We start from the raw sequence: 18,170 nt of genomic DNA on the forward strand, positions 1-18,170 counted from the left end.
GAAGTCCTCTTCGGCGAGGCTGATCGGCCCTGCCGAACACCGCTTACCGCTCACCGTAGGAGTCACACCGGTCAGCGCTGTGACATCCCGTTCCGACATGAATCATCGCAATCTGGACTCCGGTAAGCGAGCGAGCACGGAGAGGAACGACCAATAGATGGACAGCTCCTCCACGTACTCCACCTCCATTGTGGAGACGGGTGACACCGGCTCCACATGGCGCGGCACGACCGGGCAGCGTCGGACGTGGCAGATCAGCTGCGGCGACGTGGTCGACCGGGACCGCCAGCTCACCGTGAAGGTCGTTCAGGGCCGAGTGGTCCTGGTAGGCCCTCCCGGGGAGACGGCAGTCTTGTCGCACGACCAGCTCGTACAGCTCAGGGCCGCGCTACGCGAAGCCGCCGACCAGGCGGAAAGGTGATGGTGACGTTTCGATGGACGCGATCCTCGGACAGGTTCTTCGCAACGCTGTGTGGGAACGTCTCGACCTGCTCACGGAGCTGGCGAGCCGGGCCGACGCCCCGTCCCTCCTGTCGGTGGCTCGATCCGAGCTCCCTCGGCTGACCGAGGGATGGCGTGCTCTGCTGGCAGCGCACGAGCCGGACGAGAAGGGCAACTGCCCCGAGTGCTCCGGCCGCTGGCGCCAGCAGAAGTCACCTTGCTCGGTGTGGCGCGCCGCGTACGAACACCTGGTCGCGGGCGGACTCGCCCCGCGCCCGGCTCGCCACCTGCGCGAGGCCCCGGTGACCCCTCCTGTCACCCGGTCCCGCCGCGCGGTGGCTCGAGCCCACTAACGGGCCTTTGCGACCGACCTGGCGTCCCCCCGACACGTCCAGGTCTGCAAATGGCCTACTGACCGGTGGTCCGCGATGCGCGAACCCCCGACCGCGACATCGCGGACCCCGGTCAGCTACAACTCCACGGATTCCCGCGGGCCGGTGCCGTGCACCTTCCCTCCCCGACCGGCGCCGGTCCGCGGTCACCAACCACGGCCTCTGTCCGCACCTCCCGCGCGGGCAGAGGCCGTTTTCAGCGTTCGGCCAGCTTCTGCTCCGCCGAGCGGGCGACCAGGATCGGCAGGAACGACTCGACCTTCGCCTGGTCGTGGATCTCGTCGTAGGCCTCCCGCACGGCGGCCTGGACCTGCTGCTCCTCGTACTGGTCGCCGACCCGGCGGTGCACCTCGGCAGCCGCCTGCCTGAGCTGGTCCTCGGTCTCCACGCGCAGGCTGTGCGGGTCGCGGACCTGGTGGCCGTCGATCATCTCCGTCATGTGTCCTCCCTGGGCCGTTGTGCCGGGAGGATGCCCCGGCTCAGCGGTGCGTACCCGTCTTCCAGGCGAGGTAGGAGGTCAGGCCGGGGAAGAGCCGGCCGCTGATCTCGAAAGCCTTGAGCTGCCACGGGAAGAGGTGCTCGGCGCGTTCGCGCTCCACCGCGTCGACGATGGCCTTCGCGCAGCGCTGCGGCGTCACCGAGGGGATCAGCCGGGCGATGGCCGGGATCCGCTCCTCGGCACCGGGGTTGTTGACGAAGTACTCGCTGGACACCTTGCCCGGCACGACCTCGCTCACCCCGACGCCGGTTCCGCGCAGGTCGAGGCGCAGGGAGGCGGTCAGCCCCCGCAACGCCCACCGCGCCGACTGGTAGCCCGCGCAGCCGGGGATCGGCAGGCGCGACACCGGCGAGTTCACGTTGACGATCCAGCCGGAGCCGCGTGCCCGCATGGCGCCCAGGTACTCCCTGGTCAGCAGCAACGCCGCCAGGTAGGGCACCGCCGTCATGGTCCGCAACTCGTCGGCGGACGTCTCGTCCAGGAAGAGCCAGCGGCCGGCGCCCGCGTTGTTGACGAGCACGTCCGGCGTCTCGACCTCTGCCGCGAGCGCGCGGATCAGCTCGGCGTCCGCCAGGTCGGCCACGTGGGCGGACGCCGAGCCGCCGAACTCGGTGATCCGCTTGACCTGCAGATCGAGCAGTTCGGCGCTTCGAGCCACCAGGTGGACGTGCGCGCCGTGCGCCGCGAACCGGAACGCGGTATCGGCGCCGATCCCCTGGGACGCTCCCGTGACCAGGACCCTCTTGCCCGCCAGTTGCATCAGACCACCGATCGCACTCGACTCATCAACACCGCCGCCAGCACCGTCGCCAGCGCCGACACCGCGAACAGACCGCGGTAGCCACCCAGGTTCGCGAGGATCACCGCGGCCAGCAAGGGGGCGATGACCTGCGGTAACGAGTTCGCGACGTTGAGCACGCCCAGGTCCTTGGCCCGGTCGGACGCCGCCGGCAGGACCTGGGTGAGCAGGGCTATCGCGACCGCCCAGTACGTGCCGAAGCCGACGCCGAGCAACGGCGCGGCGACCAGAGCACCGGTCCACGTCGGCCAGACGACCAGCACCAGCGCGGCCAGCGCCATGACCGCGGCGGCGAGGTGGACGTACGGCTTGCGGCGGCCGGATCGATCACTCCGTGCGCCGAACAGCACCGCTCCTGCGGCGAGCGCCGCCCCGTAGAGCGCCATCAGCACCAGCAGACCGTCCTCGGGGGACTCGTGGCGGACCACGTCGCCGAGGAAGAAGAGCAGGTACAGCGTTCCGAACGCGTTGCCGAGGTTGATCATCAGGTGACCGCTCCACGCCCACGCGAAGTCCGGGTGCGCCCGCGGGGAGATCCACAGCGTCGGCCTGACCGGCTTCACGACGAGCTGCGTGTCCGGCGTCTTGAAAACGAAGAAGATCGCGCCCGTCACCACGATGACCGCACACGCCAGATAGCCAGCCGACAGTCCGCTGACCAGCAACGTCACGACGACCGCGCCCAGCACGGTGCCGAGCATCTGGCTGATGCCGATGAGCCCGCCGACCTGCGCCCGTTGCGCCACGGGCACCCGGTCGGGCACCGCGGAGGTGAGCGCGGCGAGCATGCCGCCGATCCCCGCCTGCACCAGGCACCAGCCGATGGTCATGACCAGCACGGTCGGCGCGCCGGCGAGAACGCCCAGGCCGGCGGCACCGATGGCCGCGCCGCCGAGCGTCCACGGGTGACGACGGCCGAACCGCGAGGTCGTGCGGTCGCTGAGGACGCCGATCAGCGGCACGACCAGCAGCGACACCAGAGCGCCGGCACCGGTGACGACGCCGAACACGAACTCCTTGTCCGCCTTGTCCAGCAGCTCGGCCTGCTGCGGCAGCAGGACCTGGATCGGCGCGTAGACGGCGAGCCACAACCCGAGGTTCGCGGCGAACAGCCAGGCCATCCACCCGCGTCTGACGGGGACGACCGGTTCGGCCAGCGCCTCATCCACCGCTGATCACCTGCCGGTACCAGTGGAACGAGTCGCGCGGCGTGCGGACCTGCGTCTCGAAGTCGACGTGGACCAGGCCGAACCGCTGCGAGTACCCGGCCTCCCACTCGAAGTTGTCGAGCAACGACCACACGAAGTACCCGGAGACGTCCGCCGCCAGGGCGGCCTTGAGGTGTCCGTCGAGGTAGGAGATCCGCTCGGGGTCCTCGATGGCGTGCGGGAAGCTGCACCCGCTCTCGGTCACGTGCACCGGCGGCAGCGACGGGTGGCGCTCGCGCAGCCGGGTGATCATCTCGGTCAGCCCGGCGGGAGCGATCGGCCAGCCGAAGCCGGTGCGCGGGTACTCGTCGATCTCCACCAGCTCGAACGGCAGCGGGTTGCCCTCGGAGGGGAGCTTGAGCCGCGTCGGGTTGTAGTAGTTCACGCCGTAGAAGTCGAGCGGCTGGTGGATGGTCCGCAGGTCGCCCTCGGCGATCGGCAGGAGGTCGGCGACCGCGTCGGGATACCGGCCCGACAGAACGGGGTCCGCGTACAGCCAGTTGTGGATGTCGCTGTACGCCTCGGCGGCCGGCAGGTCGTCCGGCGTGGCGGGCCAGGCCGGAGTGTGGTTGTTCGCCGTGCCGACCGCTTGCGCGTTGTGCGAGCGGAGCACCTCGACCGCACGGCCGTGAGCCAGGTTCAGGTGGTGGGCGGTCGGCAACGCGTCGAAGAGCAACGTCTTGCCGGGAGCGTGCTCACCGATCGCATAGCCCTGCAACGTCACCATCGCGGGTTCGTTGACGGGGATCCACAGCTTCACCCGGTCGGCGAGCCGGTCCGCGACCAGCGAGGTGTAGTCGGCGAACCGGTCGGCCACCTCCCTGTTCAGCCAGCCGCCCCGCGCTTCCAGCTCCAGCGGGGTGTCCCAGTGGTACAACGTCGCGACCGGGGCGATGCCCGCGTCGGCGAGCGCGTCGACCAGGCGGTCGTAGAAGTCGAGTCCCTCGGCGTTGGCGGGTCCCCGGCCGGTGGGCTGGACGCGCGGCCACGCGATGGAGAACCGGTAGGCGTTGACCCCGAGCCGGGTCATCAGCGCGATGTCCTCCGGCCACCGGTGGTAGTGGTCGCACGCGACGGAGGCGTTGTGGTTCTCGTGCACCGGGGTGAACTCGTCCCACACGGAAGGACCTCGACCGCCTTCGGCGAACGCGCCCTCGATCTGGAACGCGGACGTCGACACTCCCCACAGGAAGTCGCTCATCGATCCTCCGAATGTGAAACTTGTTCGGATCGTAGGCGTGTTGACAGGTTCAGGGAAGTGGAAGAGCCGGGCAACGGGCAAGATGGAAGTACCCGAACTACTGGGAGTCGCCGTGACGAGCACCACCCCGCTTCGCCGTCAGCCCGTCCAGCAGCGCAGCGCCAAGCGCGTCGAGCGGATGCTCGAGGCCTGCGCGACTCTCATCGACGAGGTGGGCTACGACGGCGTCACCACTACGTTGATCGCGGAAAGGGCAGGTGTGGCGGTCGGTTCGCTGTACCAGTTCTTCCCCGACAAGAGAGCCGTCGTGCAGGCGCTGACCCTGCGCAACGTCGAGAAGTTCTCCCGCGGCATCACCGAGCGGCTCGAGCAGGCGACGCTCGAGCACTGGTGGGACGCCGTGGACACGGTCTTCGACGTCTACGTGACGATGCACCGCGAGATCCCCGCGTTCGGGAAGGTGCACTTCGGTGACGTCGTCGACATGCGGCTGCTCGACGAGCGCCGCGACAACAACGCCGTCATCTCCGACAAGATCTCCGAGCTGATCTCGGGGCAGTTCGGCATCCCGATGAGCGAGGTCCAGTTGCCCATCGCGATCGCCGTCGAGGCGGCCGACGCCGTGCTGAAGCTCGCGTTCCGCTCCAGCACGACGGGCGACCAGGCGATCTTGGCCGAGGCGAAGGCCCTGGTCAGGGGCTACCTGTCGTCGCGGCTGCCGGCCTAGGGCGGGTCAGCCGAAGTTGTGCCGCTCCCCGCGGTAGGTGGGCACGGTCCGTTCGACGTGGTCGCCGCGCACCAGGTGCACCTCGTCGAACCGCTCGAACAGCTCACCGGCCTTGGCGTGCCGCATCCAGACGCGGTCGCCGATCGCGAGCTGCTCCGCCGCCTTGCCCGTGACGGGCGTCTGCACCTCGCCCGCGCCTTCGAGGCCGAGCGTCCTCAGCCCGGCCGGCAGGTACGGCGACGGCTGGCGGTCGGGCGTCGGCGTGCCGGAGGCGATGTACCCGCCGGCGAAGAGCGTCGCCACCCGCTTGGTCGGCTTGCGCACCACGGACAACGCGAACAGCGCCGCGGGCTGCGGCGTGAACGCCCGGTAGCCGTCGAAGAGGGTGGGCCCGAAGAGGCCGCTGCCCGCGGCGAGCTCGGTGACCGACGGGTCGGAGCCCGTGAGCTCCAGGCTGCCGGTGCCGCCGCCGTTGACGAACTCCAGGTCGGCGACCTGCCGGACCGCGCCGACGGCGGCGGCGCGCCGGGCGATCAGCTCGGGCCCGGACCTGCGCTGGATGAACCGGATCCCGGCCGCGCGCAGCGGCTGACCGGGAGGGTTGTCGCCGAGACCCGCGATCTGCCCCTCGTACGCCATCACGCCGACGAGCGCGAAGCCCCGCCGTTGCGCGATCTTGGCCGCGAGCGCCTTCGCCTGGGCCGGCGTGTGGACCGGCGACCGGCGCGGCCCGATGTGCAGACCGGGCAGCGGCCGCCAGGAGACGTCCAGTTCGAGGCACACGCGGATGTCCGAGTGCGGCCCGATCGCCGCGTCCACGAAGTCGAGGTGCCCGACCGAGTCGACCATGATCGTGACGCGCCGCCGCGCGACGTCGTTGGCCGCGAGCTTCTGCAGGCTGGCGCGGTCCGCCGTCGGGTAGGCGACCAGCAGGTCCTCGCTCACGTCCTGGTCGGACAGCCACAACGCCTCGGCCAGCGAGTAGCACATGACCCCGGCGTAACCGGGCCGGTCGAGCGCCCGGCTCACCAGCTCGCGCACGCGAATCGACTTGCTCGCCACCCGGATCGGATGACCGGCAGCGCGACGGGCGAGGTCCGCCGCGTTGTGGTCGAAGGCGTGCAGGTCGACGATCGCGAACGGAGGATCCAGGTCCTTCGTCGCGGCGTCGAGTCGTGTTCTGCGCATGCTCTGACGGTACGTTGTGAACCCTTGAAACGTGAAGAGGTTTCATTTACGTTGCTGTGAGGGCACATCTCCGTGGAGGTTCGCGTGTGGACGAACTGGGCTAGAACCGCCTCCTGCAGTCCCACCCGCGTGATCCACCCCACCAGCACGGACGAGATCGCCGCGGCGGTCGTGTCCGGCGGCCGCGTCCGGGCGCGGGGCAGCGGCCACTCGTTCAACGACATCGCGGTGGCCCCGCAGACGGCACTGGACCTCGACCGCTGGACGGGCATCGTCCGCGCCGACACCGAGACCGGCCTGGTCACCGTCCGCTCCGGCACTCCCCTGTGCGCGCTCAACGCCGACCTGCACCGGCTGGGCCTCGCGATGCCGAACCTCGGTGACATCGACGCCCAGACCGTGGCCGGCGCCGTCTCGACCTCCACGCACGGCACCGGGGCGAAGCTCGGCGTGCTCGCCACGACCATCGCCTCCCTGGAACTGGTCCTCGCCGACGGGTCCGTGGTCACGTGCTCGCGGTCCGAACGCCCCGACCTGTTCAACGCCGCCCGCGTCGGCCTCGGCGCGTTGGGCGTCATCAGCACGATCACGCTGCAGTGCGTGCCGTCGTTCGTCCTGCACGCCTCCGAAGGGCCGGGCCGGCTCGACGACGTGCTGGAGCGGTTCGACGACCTGTGCGCGGTCGAGGACCACGTGGAGTTCCACTGGTTCACCCACTCGGACCGGGTGATCCTCAAGCGCAACAACAGGACCGCCGAGCCCGCCCGCCCGCTGTCGAAGATCAGGCAGAGGTGGGAGTACGACGTCATGGAGAACGCCGCGTTCGGCGCGGTGTGCAAGGTGGCCCGCACGTTCCCGCGCCACACCCGGCGCCTCAACGAGTTCTGCGGCTCGATGATCTCCGGGCGGTCCTATTCGGACTACTCCCACCACGTCTTCGTGTCGCCCCGGCGGGTGCGGTTCGTGGAGACCGAGTTCTCGGTCCCGCGCGAGAGCCTGATGGACGTCATCGCCGAGCTGCGCGCGGTGGCCGCCACGCTGGGCGACCGCGACGCGTTGATCGTGCCGTGCGAGGTGCGCGTCGCCCAGGCCGACGACATCTGGCTGTCCACCGCGTCCGGGCGCGACACCGCGTACATCTCGATGCACCAGGCGCTCGGCATGCGGTACAAGGCCTTCTTCGACGCCTACGCGCGCATCGCGGCCTCCGTGGGCGGACGACCGCACTGGGGCAAGATGCACGACCTCACGGCTGACGAGCTGCGGCCGCTGTACCCGCACTTCGACGACTTCCTGCGGGTGCGCGACGAGGTCGACCCAGGCAGGACGTTCACCAACGCCTACCTGGACCGGGTGCTCGGCTAGAGGATCGCCCGGACGGCGTCGGCGACCGGCGTCTCGCCGTTCACCAGCTCCAGCGTCTTGCCCGCGGTGTTGCGCGCACCGAGCAGCTCGGCCAGCACGGCGGCGACGTCGGCCCTGGTGACCGAGGCCCGCGGCAGCCGGGGCTCGGCCAAGGTGACCAGCCCGGTGGCCGGGTCGTTCACCAGCGGTCCCGGCCGCAGGATCGTCCAGTCGAGATCGCGCTCCCGCAGGTCCTCCTCGGCGCGCTTCTTCGCCTTGAGGTACACCGCGAACGAGGGGTCCACGTCCGGCGAGTCGGCTGCTTCGATGCCCACCGTCGACACCTGCACGAACCGCCGGACCCCGGCCTGCACGGCGGCGGCGGCGAACAGGGCGGCGGCTCCGTGGTCCACGGTGTCCTTGCGGGCGGGCCCCGAACCGGGCCCGGCGCCGGCGGCGAACACCGCCGCGTCAGCGCCGTTCAGATATTCCGCGACCGAGTCCAGCTCGGCGGACTCGAGGTCGCACAGCACCGGAACGGCTCCGGCTTCCTGCACGTCGGCGAAGTGATCGGGGTTGCGGACCAGTGCTGTCGCCGCGTCTCCACGGGTGGCCAGCTGCTGCTCGAGGAGCAGCGCGATCTGCCCGTGTCCGCCGGCTATGACTACTCGCATGGTCCGACCGTAGATCAGGAAGCGGTGGCGAGCACCTGCTCGTAGACGAGCTCGTTGACCCAGCGGGTGATGGCGGTGTCCTCGGCGGGCGCGTTCTCCTGGCGGCCGGACACGTCGACCGAGAGGTCCTTCTCGTCGTCGGCGAGCAGCACCGAGACGCCGTAGCGGCGGACGCGGGGCAGGCCGTTCGCCAGGTAGTCGTGCGAGAAGGCGACCGACTCGGGCAGGACGACCGCGGCGTTGCCGTAGCGCGCGAAGGGGACCGCGGACGCGAGCGCGGTGCGCCAGTGGCGGGCGACGGCGAGGACGCCGACGATGCGGACGGCGGCCGGCGGGACGCGGCCTTCCATCTCCGGCCACACCCACGTGGAGACGGTGGTCTTGTCGGCCTCTGGCCCCGCTCCCACGCAGACGCGCTCGGCGTGGGCGTCGGCCAGGAGCTCGGCCACGACGACGACCTTGCGGCCCATCAGGACCATCTCGGGCAGGACCACGCCGTGCCAGCCGAGGCGGATCACCGCGGCGGCTGCCAACTCCTCGACGGACGCGGGCAGTTCCGGAACCGGGACTGCGGTCGTCGACAGTCCGTTCGAGCTGTCGAGGGCCGCGATCCTTGCTGGGGTGCTGCTCACGCCAGTGCCTCCTCGTCACCCGCGGCGGGCGATCCGCCGCGTTTCGACTCGTGCTCTGGATAAGGATTAGCAGGAAGCGCCCGGCCCGCCCCCGGGTCGCGGGACCCCCTGCGATCGACGGCGCCGACCGGTCGGTGACCGGTCGAAGAGCGGCGCGGGGAGTTCAGTCCTACGGTGCTGCCGTCTGGGTGACGGCAACCCGGATGGACGCAGCGAAAGTCCTGATCAGAGTGGGTGTGTCAGGCGTACCGGCGAACCGCCGGTGAGCGGCGGTCCGCGCCGCCCGCCGACCGCTCACCGCGCCAGAACGACCACCTACATGACGATGACGGTTTTGCCAGGCCCGCCACCTGCGAAAACACCGGCGGCACCGCGCAGCGGCACCCGCCTGGCGATCGGCACCTCCAGGTCGCCGGCCTGCACCATCGAGGCGAGCCGCGCCAGCATCTCCCGCGAGCCCTTCATGCCGAAGTTCTGCGCCGGATCGCTGGAGAGGTAGTTGGTGTTGAAGGCCAACGGCGCGTAGCGCGCGTTCGCCTCGAACGACGGGCGGTCGGTGCTCGCGAGGTCGATCAGGGCGTCGGCCTCGACGAGCGAGTCGCCGCGGCCGACGGGGATGACGCGCTTGCCCGCCGCACGGGCGATCTGCACGGCGAACGACCCCACGCCACCGTTCGCGCCGACGATCAGCACGGATTCCGCCGCCCCGAGCGACTCGACCAGTTGCAGCGCCGTCATCCCGGCGGTGGGCAGCGCGGCGGCGACGGCGGGGTCGAGGTCCTCCGGCAACGGCGCCAACGCGTTCTCGGCCGGAACTGTGACGTACTCGGCGTATGTTCCGGTGCCCACCGGGTGGTGGAAGAACGTTCCGAAAATCCTCTCCCCGGAACCGGTGACCTCGCCGGCGCCGTCGGTTCCGGGAACCAACGGGAACACGTGCGGGGCGGAACCGCGGAGCATGCCGTTCACGACTTTGCGGTCGAACGGGTTCACGCTCGCGGCGAACAGCCGGACCAGGAGCTCCCCCGGACGTGCCACGGGCTCGGGGAGCTCGACGAGCTCCAGTTCCGCGCCGTAGTCCGCCGCCGCTATCGCCCACATGCTGGCCCCCGAACGAGTGACAGACATCACCTGTTGGATCACGGAATCCGATATGACCGATCAACGAAAGAACCCCCCTCGCGATTCCGCGAGAGGGGTTCTCCCTGTCTTTCGATGGGCAAGGGGGGAGTTGAACCCCCACGTCCTTTCGGACACACGGACCTGAACCGTGCGCGTCTGCCATTCCGCCACTTGCCCCTGGAGACGTTGGAAACACTAGCACGCGTCCAAACCAGGTTCCTAATCGCCCCCTGTAGGCGTGGTCGCACCCGGATACGATCGGTGCGGGAGCCCGTCCGAGCGGAAGGAGTCGACATGGGCCTGCAACGCTTCGAGCGCAAGCTGGAGGGTCTTGTCGGCAACACCTTCGCGCGCGTGTTCGGCGGCAGCGTGGTGCCCCAAGAGGTGGCACAGGCGCTGCAACGTGAGGGTGACAGCAACATCCGTGAGCTCGCGGGTGGCAGACTGCTAGCCCCCAACCACTACAAAGTGTTGCTCGGACCCCAGGACCACGAACGTCTTGCGGGCGACGAGCAGGATGAACTACGCATCACCCAGCTCCTCGCAGAGGGCCTGCGAGAGCACCTGGCCGAGTCCGGATGGGATACCTATGGTGACGTCGTAGTCTCCCTGGAGCGCTCCGAGGCGCTGCACACCGGACAGTTCCGAACCAGCTCGTCCGTCGACCCCGACGTGAAAGCGGCCAGCCGACGGTCAGCACCACCTCGCACCGCAGGAGACCGATCCATGAGCCAGCCACCCGGCTACGGACAAGGACAGGGCCAGCCCGGCCAGGACCCTTATGGTCAGGGCGGCTACGGCCAGCAGGGATACGACCAGCAGGGCTACGGCCAGCAGCCGGCCTACGGTCAGCAGGGTTACGACCAGGGCTACGGCCAGCAAGGCGGCTACGACCAAGGCTACGGCCAGCAGGGCGGCGGCTACGGCGGCGGCCAGCAGGGCTACGACCAGGGTTACGGCCAGCAGCCGGGCTACGACCAGCAGGGTTACGGCGGCGGCCAGCAGGGCGGCGGCTACGACCAGGGCTACGCCGGCGGCCAGCAGCAGGGCTACGGCCAGCCGGCCGGGTACGACCAGGGCTACGGCCAGCCGGCCGGGTACGACCAGGGCTACGGCCAGCAGGGCGGGTACGACCAGGGCTACGGCCAGCAGGGCGGCTACGACCAGGGCTACGGCCAGCAGCCCGCCTACGGTCAGCCCGGCGGTTACGACCAGGGCTACAACCAGGGCGGATACGCCGCACCGGCCACCCAGGGCGCCAACCGCCAGCTCAACGCGACCCTGCACCTCGACGACGGTTCCAACCGCACGTACAACCTCAAGCAGGGTGGGAACGTCGTAGGACGTGGGCAGGAGGCCGACTTCCGCCTCCCGGACACCGGAGTCTCCAGGCGCCACCTGGAGATCTCGTGGGACGGGCAGAATGCGATGCTCGCTGATCTCGGTTCGACCAACGGCACCACGGTGAACGGCACGCCAGTGCAGACTTGGCAGCTCGCGGAGGGCGACGTCGTCCGCATCGGCCACTCGTCGCTGGTCTTCCGCACCGCGGGCTAGAGGCCGGGCACGGGCGTCGGTAAGCAACTCAAGGCAGGAGCGGTTACAACCGGTGCAAGAGCTGGTGATGCAGCTGACCAGAGCGGGTTTTCTCGTACTCCTCTGGCTCTTTGTGCTGGCCGCCCTACGTGTGGTCCGCTCTGATCTCTACGCAGCCTCAGGGCTCCGGGCGTCCAGTCTGCCCGGGTTCCGGAGGTCCGAGAAGCCGGCGAGGGGGAGCAAGGCGCCGCGGCAACTCGTGGTCACCCACGGGGCGCTGACCGGCACCCGCATCTCGCTCGACGGCAGGCCGATCCTCATCGGCCGCGCTGACGACTCCACGCTCGTCCTGGACGACGACTTCGCGTCGACCAGGCACGCGAGGCTGTCCATGCGCGGCACCGACTGGTACGTGGAAGACCTCGGCTCCACGAACGGCACCTACCTAGACCGAGCCAAGGTCACCGCACCCCTGCGCGTACCTCTCGGCACCCCGATCCGCATTGGCAAAACGGTGATCGAGCTGCGCTCATGACCTTGGTTCTTCGATACGCGGCCCGCAGCGACAGGGGCCTGGTCCGTTCCAACAACCAGGACTCCGTGTACGCGGGTCCCCGCCTGCTCGCGGTCGCCGACGGCATGGGTGGCCACGCCGCCGGTGAGGTCGCGAGCAAGGTGGTCATCGCCTCGCTGGCCCACGTCGACGACGACGAGCCCGGCGACGACCTCCTCGGCAAGCTCCGCGACGCGGTCGCGGCCGGCAACGGCGCCATCTCCGAACTGGTCACGAGCGACCCGGACCTGGAGGGCATGGGCACCACGCTCACGGCCATCCTGTTCGCGGGCAACAGGCTCGGGCTGGTGCACATCGGCGACTCGCGCGCGTACCTCCTCAGGGAGGGCACGTTCGCGCAGATCACGCACGACGACACGTTCGTCCAGTCGTTGATCGACGAGGGCCGGATCACCCAGGACGAGGCGGCCACGCACCCGCAGCGCTCGTTGCTGCTGCGCGCGCTCACCGGCCACGACTTCGAGCCGAGCCTCACGGTGCGCGAGGCGCGCGTCGGCGACCGGTTCCTGCTCTGCTCGGACGGCCTGTCCGGGGTCGTGAGCATGGAGACGCTCGACGAGGCGATCCGCATCCCCGACCCGCAGGCCTGCGCGGACCGGATGATCGAGCTCGCGCTCAAGGGCGGCGGCCCCGACAACGTCACGGTGATCGTGGCGGACGTCGAGGACGTCGACTTCGGCGACGACTACCCGATCCTCGGTGGCGCGGCGGGAGACGGCAGCGAGGAGCACAACACCCCGCCGGACTCCGCGGCCTCGCGGGCGAGCGCGCTCACGCAGCAGCGCCCGCCGACGCCGCAGCGCATGGAGGCACCGCCGCCACCGCCGCAGGACCCGAAGCGCAAGAAGCGCAACGCCATCAAGGCGTTCGCGATCATCTTCGTGCTGCTCCTGCTGACCGGTGCCGTGGCGGTCGGCGGCAAGCTGTGGCTCAACACCCAGTACTACGTGGGCGCCACCGAGAACGGCCAGGTCGCCATCTTCCGCGGCCTCAACGGCTCCGTGCTGGGCTTCAAGCTGTCGTCCAAGATCGAGGACTCGTGCCCGCCCGGCTCCACGGGCTGCACCCCGATCACGCTGAACGACCTGCAGGAAGCCGGGCGCAAGACGATCACCGCCGGCATCCGCAGCGACAACGGCCTGGACGGCGCGCGCGCCGCGGTCAGGTTGCTGCGCACCGAGCACATGCTGCCGTTGTGCAAGGACACGTCGGCGACGTCGAGCACGCCCACGACGCCGACGACTCCCACCACGCCGTCGAGCACCGCGTCCAGCTCGTCCACCGCCTCGAGCACGCCGCCCGCGAACGGTTCGCCGGACGCGGGAACCGGCACGCCCGAGCCTTCGCTCACCCCCTCCCAGCAGAAGCTGGGTGTGGAATGCCGGGAGGGTCCGTAACTGATGGGCTCGCCCGTCCCCACCGGGGAAGGCTCACCAGGCGCGTCGGTGGCGTCGAGCACGTCACCGGGGCTGCGACCGCCCACGCGGCGCGGCACCGAGCTGGTGATGCTGTCGTTCGCGGCCGGACTCGTCACGCTGGCGCTGATCCTGGTCGAGCTCAACCAGGAGCGGTCGCTCAGCCTGAGGATCCTCTACCTCGGCCTCGCCTACCTGGGCCTCTTCGCCTGCGCCCACCTCGCCGTGCGCAGGTGGGCCCCGTACGCCGACCCGGTGATCCTGCCGTGCGTCGCGCTGCTCAACGGGCTCGGCCTGGTGGTCATCCACCGGATCGACCTCGCCATGGAGGGCACCGTCTTCCTGGACGGCTCGACGTGGGATCCGATGGCGTTCAAGCAGGTCATCTGGACCGCCATCGGGTTGTTGCTGTTCGCGGCCACGTTGAAGTTCCTGTCCGACCACCGCACGCTCGCACGGTTCGGCTACACGTTCGGCCTCGTCGGCCTCGTCGCGCTGATGCTGCCCGGTGTGCTGCCGGGCTTCATCGCTCCGGAGATCAACGGCGCGAAGATCTGGCTGCGCATCGGCCCGTTGTCGATCCAGCCCGGTGAGTTCGCCAAGATCCTGCTGATGGTCTTCTTCGCCGCTTTCCTGGTGTCGAAGCGGGACCTCTTCACCGTGGCGGGCCGCCGGTTCCTCGGCATGGACCTGCCCCGTGCCCGCGATCTGGGCCCGCTGTTCGCGGCCTGGGGCGTCACGGTCGCGGTCATGGTGCTGCAGAAGGACCTCGGCTCCTCGCTGCTGTTCTTCGGCATCGTGCTCGTGCTGCTCTACGTCGCCACCGAACGCGCGGCGTGGGTCGTGCTCGGCCTCGGCCTGTTCGCCGGCGGCGCGGTCGTCGCGTGGAAGCTCTTCGGGCACGTCCAGCAGCGCGTGGCGAACTGGCAGGACCCGATCGCGCGCTACGAGGTCGTCGGCGGCGGCTACCAGATCTCGCAGTCGCTCTTCGGCCTCGCGACCGGCGGAATCGGCGGCGCCGGCCTCGGCGCCGGCCGTCCGGAGATGATCCCCGAGGCGAACACCGACTTCATCACCGCCGTGATCGGCGAGGAGCTCGGGTTCGTCGGCTTCGCGGCGCTGCTGCTGGTCTACATGGTCTTCGCGCTGCGCGGCCTGCGCAGCGCCATCGCCGTGCGCGACAGCTTCGGCAAGCTGCTCGGCGGCGGCCTCGCGTTCGCGGTCTGCTTCCAGGTGTTCATCGTCGTCGGCGGTGTCACGAAGCTGATCCCGATGACCGGTATCACCGCGCCGTTCCTGTCCAAGGGCGGTTCATCGCTGCTCGCGAACTACATCCTGGTCGCGTTGCTGCTGCGGATCTCCGCCGCGGCGCGGGCCCCGCAGCGGGCCACGAAGCCGAAACCGCAACAGCCGGCTATCGCCGACCAGCACACTGTGATGGTGGAGCGTCCCAGATGAACACACCGCTCCGCCGCGTCGGCATGGCCATGATGGTCATGATCCTGCTGCTCCTGGGCAACGCCACATGGGTGCAGGTGATCAACGCCGACGAGTGGCGCAAGAACGCCTACAACCGCCGCGTGCTGCTCGACGAGTACGCCCGCAAGCGCGGTCTCATCACCGTCGCCGACGGCACCGTGATCGCGGACGTCAAGGAGACGACGGACCGGCTGCGGTACCTGCGCACCTACAACGCCGGCCCGGTCTACGCGCCGGTCACCGGCTACCTGTCGGTCACCTACGGCACCTCCGGCATGGAGCGCGTCGAGAACGACCTGCTGAACGGCTCGGACGACCGGCTGTTCGCCCGCCGCGTCTCCGCGCTGATCACCGGCCGCGACCCGGTCGGCGGCAACGTGCAGCTCACCCTGAACTCCAAGGTGCAGCAGGTCGCGTACGACCAGCTGACCGCCAAGGGCTTCACCGGCTCGGTCGTCGCGATCAAGCCGTCCACCGGCGAGATCCTCGCGATGGTGAGCACGCCGTCCTACGACCCGAACGCGCTCGCGAGCCACGACGTGAACGCCCAGGCGGCGGCGTGGAAGCAGCTCACCTCCAAGGACGCGAACGACCCGCTGATCAACCGCGCGACGCAGGCGCTGTACCCGGCAGGCTCGACGCTGAAGGTCCTGGTCGCCGCGGGTGCGCTCGCCGACGGCAAGAACAAGGACACCCAGTACACCGCCGCCGGCACCATCAAGCTGCCGAACACGCAGACGGACCTGCCGAACTTCAACGGCACGCCGTGCGGCCCCGGCCCCACGGTGTCGATGGAGACCGCGCTCGCCAAGTCGTGCAACACGGCGTTCGGTGAGATGGCGGGCCAGCTCGGCGCGAACAAGCTGCGCAGGCAGGCGGAGAAGTTCGGCTTCAACGAGTCCGGCCTGCAGGTGCCGCTGCCCGTCGAGACCTCGACGCTCGGCCCGATCCCGGACGACGCGGCGCTCTACCAGACCGGCATCGGCCAGCGCGACGTGCAGATCACGCCGCTGGAGAACGCCGTGGTGGCCGCGACGATCGCCAACAACGGCACGCGCATGCAGCCGTACCTGGTGTCGAAGATCCTCGGCCCGGACCTGAAGTCGATCGACGACACCGAGCCCGACGAGGTCGAGGACGCGATGAGCCCGGCCAACGCGGCCGCGCTGCGCGACATGATGATCCAGTCGGAGATCAACACCGGCGGTGAGGGCCGCCTGCAGAACGTGCAGGTCGCGTCGAAGACCGGTACCGCCGAGCACGGCGCGAAGCCGCTCGAGAACAAGCCGCACGCCTGGTACATCGCGTTCGCGCCGGCGCAGAAGCCGGAGATCGCGATCGCGGTCATCGTCGAGGACGGTGGAGATCGCGGGCTGGGCGCCACCGGTGGCAAGGTCGCCGCCCCGATCGGGCGCGCCGTGATCAACGCGTACCTGGCGGGTCGCTGATGCTGACCACGGGCCAGCTCCTCGCCGACCGCTACCGCCTCACCAGGCGGATCGCGGTCGGTGGCATGGGCGAGGTCTGGGAAGCCGCCGACGACCGCCTCGACCGCCGGGTCGCCGTGAAGGTGCTCAAGGCCGAGCTCTCGGGCGATCCTGAGTTCCTGCACCGGTTCCGCACCGAGGCGCGGATGACGGCGTCGCTCAACCACCCCGGCATCGCGTCGGTGCACGACTACGGCGAGACGGCCTCCGTCACCGACGGGCCGGAGGACACGGCCTACCTCGTGATGGAGCTCGTCGAGGGCGAGCCGCTCGCGACGATCATCTCCCGCGGCCGGCTGACCGCCGAGGTGACGCTGGACCTGCTGGAGCAGACCGGGAACGCGTTGCAGGCGGCCCACGAACGCGGGCTCGTGCACCGCGACGTCAAGCCGGGCAACATCATGGTGACGCCGTCGGGCAAGGTGAAGATCACCGACTTCGGCATCGCGAAGGCCGTGGACGCGGCTCCCGTGACGCGGTCCGGCATGGTGATGGGGACGGCGCACTACATCGCACCCGAGCAGGCGCTGGGCGCCGAGGCCGAACCGGCGAGCGACGTCTACTCGTTGGCGGTGTGCGGCTACGAGTGCCTGGCGGGGCACCGGCCCTTCCTGTCGGACAACGCGGTCACCGTCGCGATGATGCACATCCGCGACATCGCGCCGCCGCTGCCGCCGGACGTGCCGCCGGGTGCGCGCGCGTTGATCGAGGCGACGCTGGTGAAGGACCCGCGGCAGCGCTACCGGACCGGAGGCGAGTTCGCCGCCGCCGTCAGCGCGGTGCGGGTGGGCCAGCCGCTGCCGACGCCGTCCGGGTTCACGATGCCGCAGGTGGTGGTGCAGCAACAGGTTCAGCAGGTGCCTCCGCCTCCGCAGGTCTCGCAACCGCTGCCCGTCCCCCCGCAGATGGCGCACCACCCCGGGGCACAGGGACGTCCCGGTACGCATCCGGGAATGCAACCCGCGCACCAAACCGGCACGTTCACCCCCATGCCGACGCCACCGGGGAGAAACCGGACCGCCCTCTGGGTTATGGTCGCTCTTCTGGTGACCGTGCTGCTGGTGCTCGGCGTGGTCGTCCTGTGGAAGTTGACCGTGCGGTCGAACGGCAGCGGGCAAGGTGGCCTGCCGGCCACCTCCACCTCGGTGAGCCAGAACCCGCCGGCGAACGGGCAGGCGAAGCCCGACTCCGCCGACCGGATCCCGGGCAACGCGCCGACGCGGATCGACGAGGACGACTACATCGGTCGTTCCGGCGACGAGGTCAGGACCGAGCTGATCGACCACGGCCTGGAGCCCAGGGTGCAGAGTGCGCAGGGCTCGTCGCCGGGCGACTTGAAGAAGTGCCGAGTCACCGCCATCGCGCCGACAGGCGAGGTGCCGGCGGGCTCGCAGGTGAGGGTGACGTGCGCGCCATGAGCAAGACCAGAACCGAGTTGGGAACACCGTCGAC

At 70.0% G+C, this 18,170-nt stretch carries 18 protein-coding genes and 1 tRNA gene; 10 read left to right on the forward strand and 9 right to left on the reverse strand.

Translation table 11 applies throughout. The features are described 5' to 3' along the window. Positions 1 to 157 precede the first annotated feature (157 nt). Together BMW88_RS00700 and BMW88_RS00705 are read left to right on the forward strand one after the other, a co-directional pair. Positions 158 to 421, forward strand: a complete 264-nt coding sequence (locus BMW88_RS00700; RefSeq protein ID WP_245777491.1) for a hypothetical protein — start codon at positions 158 to 160, stop codon at positions 419 to 421. A gap of 13 nt (positions 422 to 434) precedes the next feature. Then, positions 435 to 794, forward strand: coding sequence for a hypothetical protein (locus tag BMW88_RS00705; protein WP_030480258.1), 360 nt, complete (start codon positions 435 to 437; stop codon positions 792 to 794). A 235-nt stretch (positions 795 to 1,029) separates the two neighbouring features. On the opposite strand, the gene BMW88_RS00710 is transcribed toward BMW88_RS00705, so the two are convergent. The 4 genes from BMW88_RS00710 to BMW88_RS00725 are packed head-to-tail and all read right to left on the reverse strand — an operon-like array spanning position 1,030 to position 4,540. Further along, positions 1,030 to 1,272 carry a three-helix bundle dimerization domain-containing protein gene (locus BMW88_RS00710; RefSeq protein WP_089948255.1) on the reverse strand — a complete coding sequence of 81 codons (243 nt, stop codon included), beginning with the start codon at positions 1,270 to 1,272 and terminating at the stop codon, positions 1,030 to 1,032. A 40-nt stretch (positions 1,273 to 1,312) separates the two neighbouring features. After that, complete coding sequence (locus tag BMW88_RS00715; protein ID WP_089948256.1) at positions 1,313 to 2,092, reverse strand: SDR family NAD(P)-dependent oxidoreductase; 780 nt, start codon at positions 2,090 to 2,092, stop codon at positions 1,313 to 1,315. Beyond that, positions 2,092 to 3,252: an MFS transporter gene (locus tag BMW88_RS00720; protein WP_089949384.1), complete on the reverse strand. Its 1,161-nt coding sequence runs from the start codon at positions 3,250 to 3,252 to the stop codon at positions 2,092 to 2,094. Before BMW88_RS00720 ends, BMW88_RS00715 begins: the two co-directional genes overlap by 1 nt. A gap of 40 nt (positions 3,253 to 3,292) precedes the next feature. Next, positions 3,293 to 4,540: a GH1 family beta-glucosidase gene (locus BMW88_RS00725; RefSeq protein ID WP_089948258.1), complete on the reverse strand. Its 1,248-nt coding sequence runs from the start codon at positions 4,538 to 4,540 to the stop codon at positions 3,293 to 3,295. 82 nt (positions 4,541 to 4,622) lie between these two features. On the opposite strand from BMW88_RS00725, the gene BMW88_RS00730 reads away from it, so the two are divergent. Then, positions 4,623 to 5,267, forward strand: a complete 645-nt coding sequence (locus BMW88_RS00730; protein ID WP_089948259.1) for a TetR/AcrR family transcriptional regulator — start codon at positions 4,623 to 4,625, stop codon at positions 5,265 to 5,267. A gap of 6 nt (positions 5,268 to 5,273) precedes the next feature. Here BMW88_RS00730 and BMW88_RS00735 read toward each other — a convergent pair whose 3' ends face one another. Continuing rightward, positions 5,274 to 6,455, reverse strand: a complete 1,182-nt coding sequence (locus BMW88_RS00735) for an amino acid deaminase/aldolase (RefSeq protein WP_089948261.1) — start codon at positions 6,453 to 6,455, stop codon at positions 5,274 to 5,276. A 72-nt stretch (positions 6,456 to 6,527) separates the two neighbouring features. Here BMW88_RS00735 and BMW88_RS00740 point away from each other — a divergent pair, with 72 nt between their 5' ends. After that, the gene (locus BMW88_RS00740; RefSeq protein ID WP_089948262.1) at positions 6,528 to 7,820 is read left to right on the forward strand and encodes a D-arabinono-1,4-lactone oxidase; all 1,293 of its coding nucleotides are present in this window, start codon (positions 6,528 to 6,530) and stop codon (positions 7,818 to 7,820) included. Here the strand turns inward: BMW88_RS00740 and BMW88_RS00745 are convergent. From BMW88_RS00745 to BMW88_RS00760, 4 genes are all read right to left on the reverse strand, one after another. Then, positions 7,817 to 8,473 carry an NAD(P)H-binding protein gene (locus BMW88_RS00745; protein ID WP_089948264.1) on the reverse strand — a complete coding sequence of 219 codons (657 nt, stop codon included), beginning with the start codon at positions 8,471 to 8,473 and terminating at the stop codon, positions 7,817 to 7,819. The genes BMW88_RS00740 and BMW88_RS00745 overlap by 4 nt on opposite strands. Positions 8,474 to 8,487: 14 nt before the next feature. Further along, positions 8,488 to 9,105 carry a hypothetical protein gene (locus BMW88_RS00750; protein WP_089948265.1) on the reverse strand — a complete coding sequence of 206 codons (618 nt, stop codon included), beginning with the start codon at positions 9,103 to 9,105 and terminating at the stop codon, positions 8,488 to 8,490. A 315-nt stretch (positions 9,106 to 9,420) separates the two neighbouring features. After that, the gene (locus BMW88_RS00755; protein ID WP_143115932.1) at positions 9,421 to 10,233 is read right to left on the reverse strand and encodes an alcohol dehydrogenase catalytic domain-containing protein; all 813 of its coding nucleotides are present in this window, start codon (positions 10,231 to 10,233) and stop codon (positions 9,421 to 9,423) included. 88 nt (positions 10,234 to 10,321) lie between these two features. Next, positions 10,322 to 10,404 (reverse strand) — tRNA-Leu (locus tag BMW88_RS00760). A 117-nt stretch (positions 10,405 to 10,521) separates the two neighbouring features. On the opposite strand from BMW88_RS00760, the gene BMW88_RS00765 reads away from it, so the two are divergent. From BMW88_RS00765 to BMW88_RS00790, 6 genes are read left to right on the forward strand one after another with little or no spacing between them, the layout of a single operon-like run. Next, positions 10,522 to 11,784, forward strand: a complete 1,263-nt coding sequence (locus tag BMW88_RS00765) for an FHA domain-containing protein (RefSeq protein ID WP_089948268.1) — start codon at positions 10,522 to 10,524, stop codon at positions 11,782 to 11,784. A gap of 52 nt (positions 11,785 to 11,836) precedes the next feature. Beyond that, positions 11,837 to 12,298, forward strand: a complete 462-nt coding sequence (locus BMW88_RS00770; protein ID WP_089948270.1) for an FHA domain-containing protein FhaB/FipA — start codon at positions 11,837 to 11,839, stop codon at positions 12,296 to 12,298. Next, positions 12,295 to 13,734: a PP2C family protein-serine/threonine phosphatase gene (locus tag BMW88_RS00775; RefSeq protein ID WP_089948272.1), complete on the forward strand. Its 1,440-nt coding sequence runs from the start codon at positions 12,295 to 12,297 to the stop codon at positions 13,732 to 13,734. Before BMW88_RS00770 ends, BMW88_RS00775 begins: the two co-directional genes overlap by 4 nt. Positions 13,735 to 13,737: 3 nt before the next feature. After that, on the forward strand, positions 13,738 to 15,210 hold the full coding sequence (locus tag BMW88_RS00780; RefSeq protein ID WP_089948274.1) for an FtsW/RodA/SpoVE family cell cycle protein: 1,473 nt from the start codon (positions 13,738 to 13,740) through the stop codon (positions 15,208 to 15,210). Further along, the gene (locus tag BMW88_RS00785) at positions 15,207 to 16,679 is read left to right on the forward strand and encodes a peptidoglycan D,D-transpeptidase FtsI family protein (RefSeq protein ID WP_089948275.1); all 1,473 of its coding nucleotides are present in this window, start codon (positions 15,207 to 15,209) and stop codon (positions 16,677 to 16,679) included. The genes BMW88_RS00780 and BMW88_RS00785 overlap by 4 nt, the downstream gene beginning before the upstream one ends. Further along, on the forward strand, positions 16,679 to 18,136 hold the full coding sequence (locus BMW88_RS00790) for a serine/threonine-protein kinase (protein WP_089948277.1): 1,458 nt from the start codon (positions 16,679 to 16,681) through the stop codon (positions 18,134 to 18,136). The genes BMW88_RS00785 and BMW88_RS00790 overlap by 1 nt, the downstream gene beginning before the upstream one ends. Positions 18,137 to 18,170 lie beyond the last annotated feature (34 nt).

Source organism: Lentzea xinjiangensis, from assembly GCF_900110955.1.
Classification (GTDB): Bacteria; Actinomycetota; Actinomycetes; order Mycobacteriales; family Pseudonocardiaceae; genus Lentzea; species Lentzea xinjiangensis.

What these genes read in the sequence shown, in the direction of transcription:
- BMW88_RS00700 (WP_245777491.1), top strand. Translation starts at nt 158, where the DNA reads ATGGACAGCTCCTCCACGTACTCCACCTCCATTGTGGAGACGGGTGAC.
- BMW88_RS00705 (WP_030480258.1), top strand. Translation starts at nt 435, where the DNA reads ATGGACGCGATCCTCGGACAGGTTCTTCGCAACGCTGTGTGGGAACGT.
- BMW88_RS00710 (WP_089948255.1), bottom strand. Translation starts at nt 1,272, where the DNA reads ATGACGGAGATGATCGACGGCCACCAGGTCCGCGACCCGCACAGCCTG.
- BMW88_RS00715 (WP_089948256.1), bottom strand. Translation starts at nt 2,092, where the DNA reads ATGCAACTGGCGGGCAAGAGGGTCCTGGTCACGGGAGCGTCCCAGGGG.
- BMW88_RS00720 (WP_089949384.1), bottom strand. Translation starts at nt 3,252, where the DNA reads ATGGCCTGGCTGTTCGCCGCGAACCTCGGGTTGTGGCTCGCCGTCTAC.
- BMW88_RS00725 (WP_089948258.1), bottom strand. Translation starts at nt 4,540, where the DNA reads ATGAGCGACTTCCTGTGGGGAGTGTCGACGTCCGCGTTCCAGATCGAG.
- BMW88_RS00730 (WP_089948259.1), top strand. Translation starts at nt 4,623, where the DNA reads ATGGAAGTACCCGAACTACTGGGAGTCGCCGTGACGAGCACCACCCCG.
- BMW88_RS00735 (WP_089948261.1), bottom strand. Translation starts at nt 6,455, where the DNA reads ATGCGCAGAACACGACTCGACGCCGCGACGAAGGACCTGGATCCTCCG.
- BMW88_RS00745 (WP_089948264.1), bottom strand. Translation starts at nt 8,473, where the DNA reads ATGCGAGTAGTCATAGCCGGCGGACACGGGCAGATCGCGCTGCTCCTC.
- BMW88_RS00755 (WP_143115932.1), bottom strand. Translation starts at nt 10,233, where the DNA reads ATGTCTGTCACTCGTTCGGGGGCCAGCATGTGGGCGATAGCGGCGGCG.
- BMW88_RS00765 (WP_089948268.1), top strand. Translation starts at nt 10,522, where the DNA reads ATGGGCCTGCAACGCTTCGAGCGCAAGCTGGAGGGTCTTGTCGGCAAC.
- BMW88_RS00775 (WP_089948272.1), top strand. Translation starts at nt 12,295, where the DNA reads ATGACCTTGGTTCTTCGATACGCGGCCCGCAGCGACAGGGGCCTGGTC.
- BMW88_RS00780 (WP_089948274.1), top strand. Translation starts at nt 13,738, where the DNA reads ATGGGCTCGCCCGTCCCCACCGGGGAAGGCTCACCAGGCGCGTCGGTG.
- BMW88_RS00785 (WP_089948275.1), top strand. Translation starts at nt 15,207, where the DNA reads ATGAACACACCGCTCCGCCGCGTCGGCATGGCCATGATGGTCATGATC.
- BMW88_RS00790 (WP_089948277.1), top strand. Translation starts at nt 16,679, where the DNA reads ATGCTGACCACGGGCCAGCTCCTCGCCGACCGCTACCGCCTCACCAGG.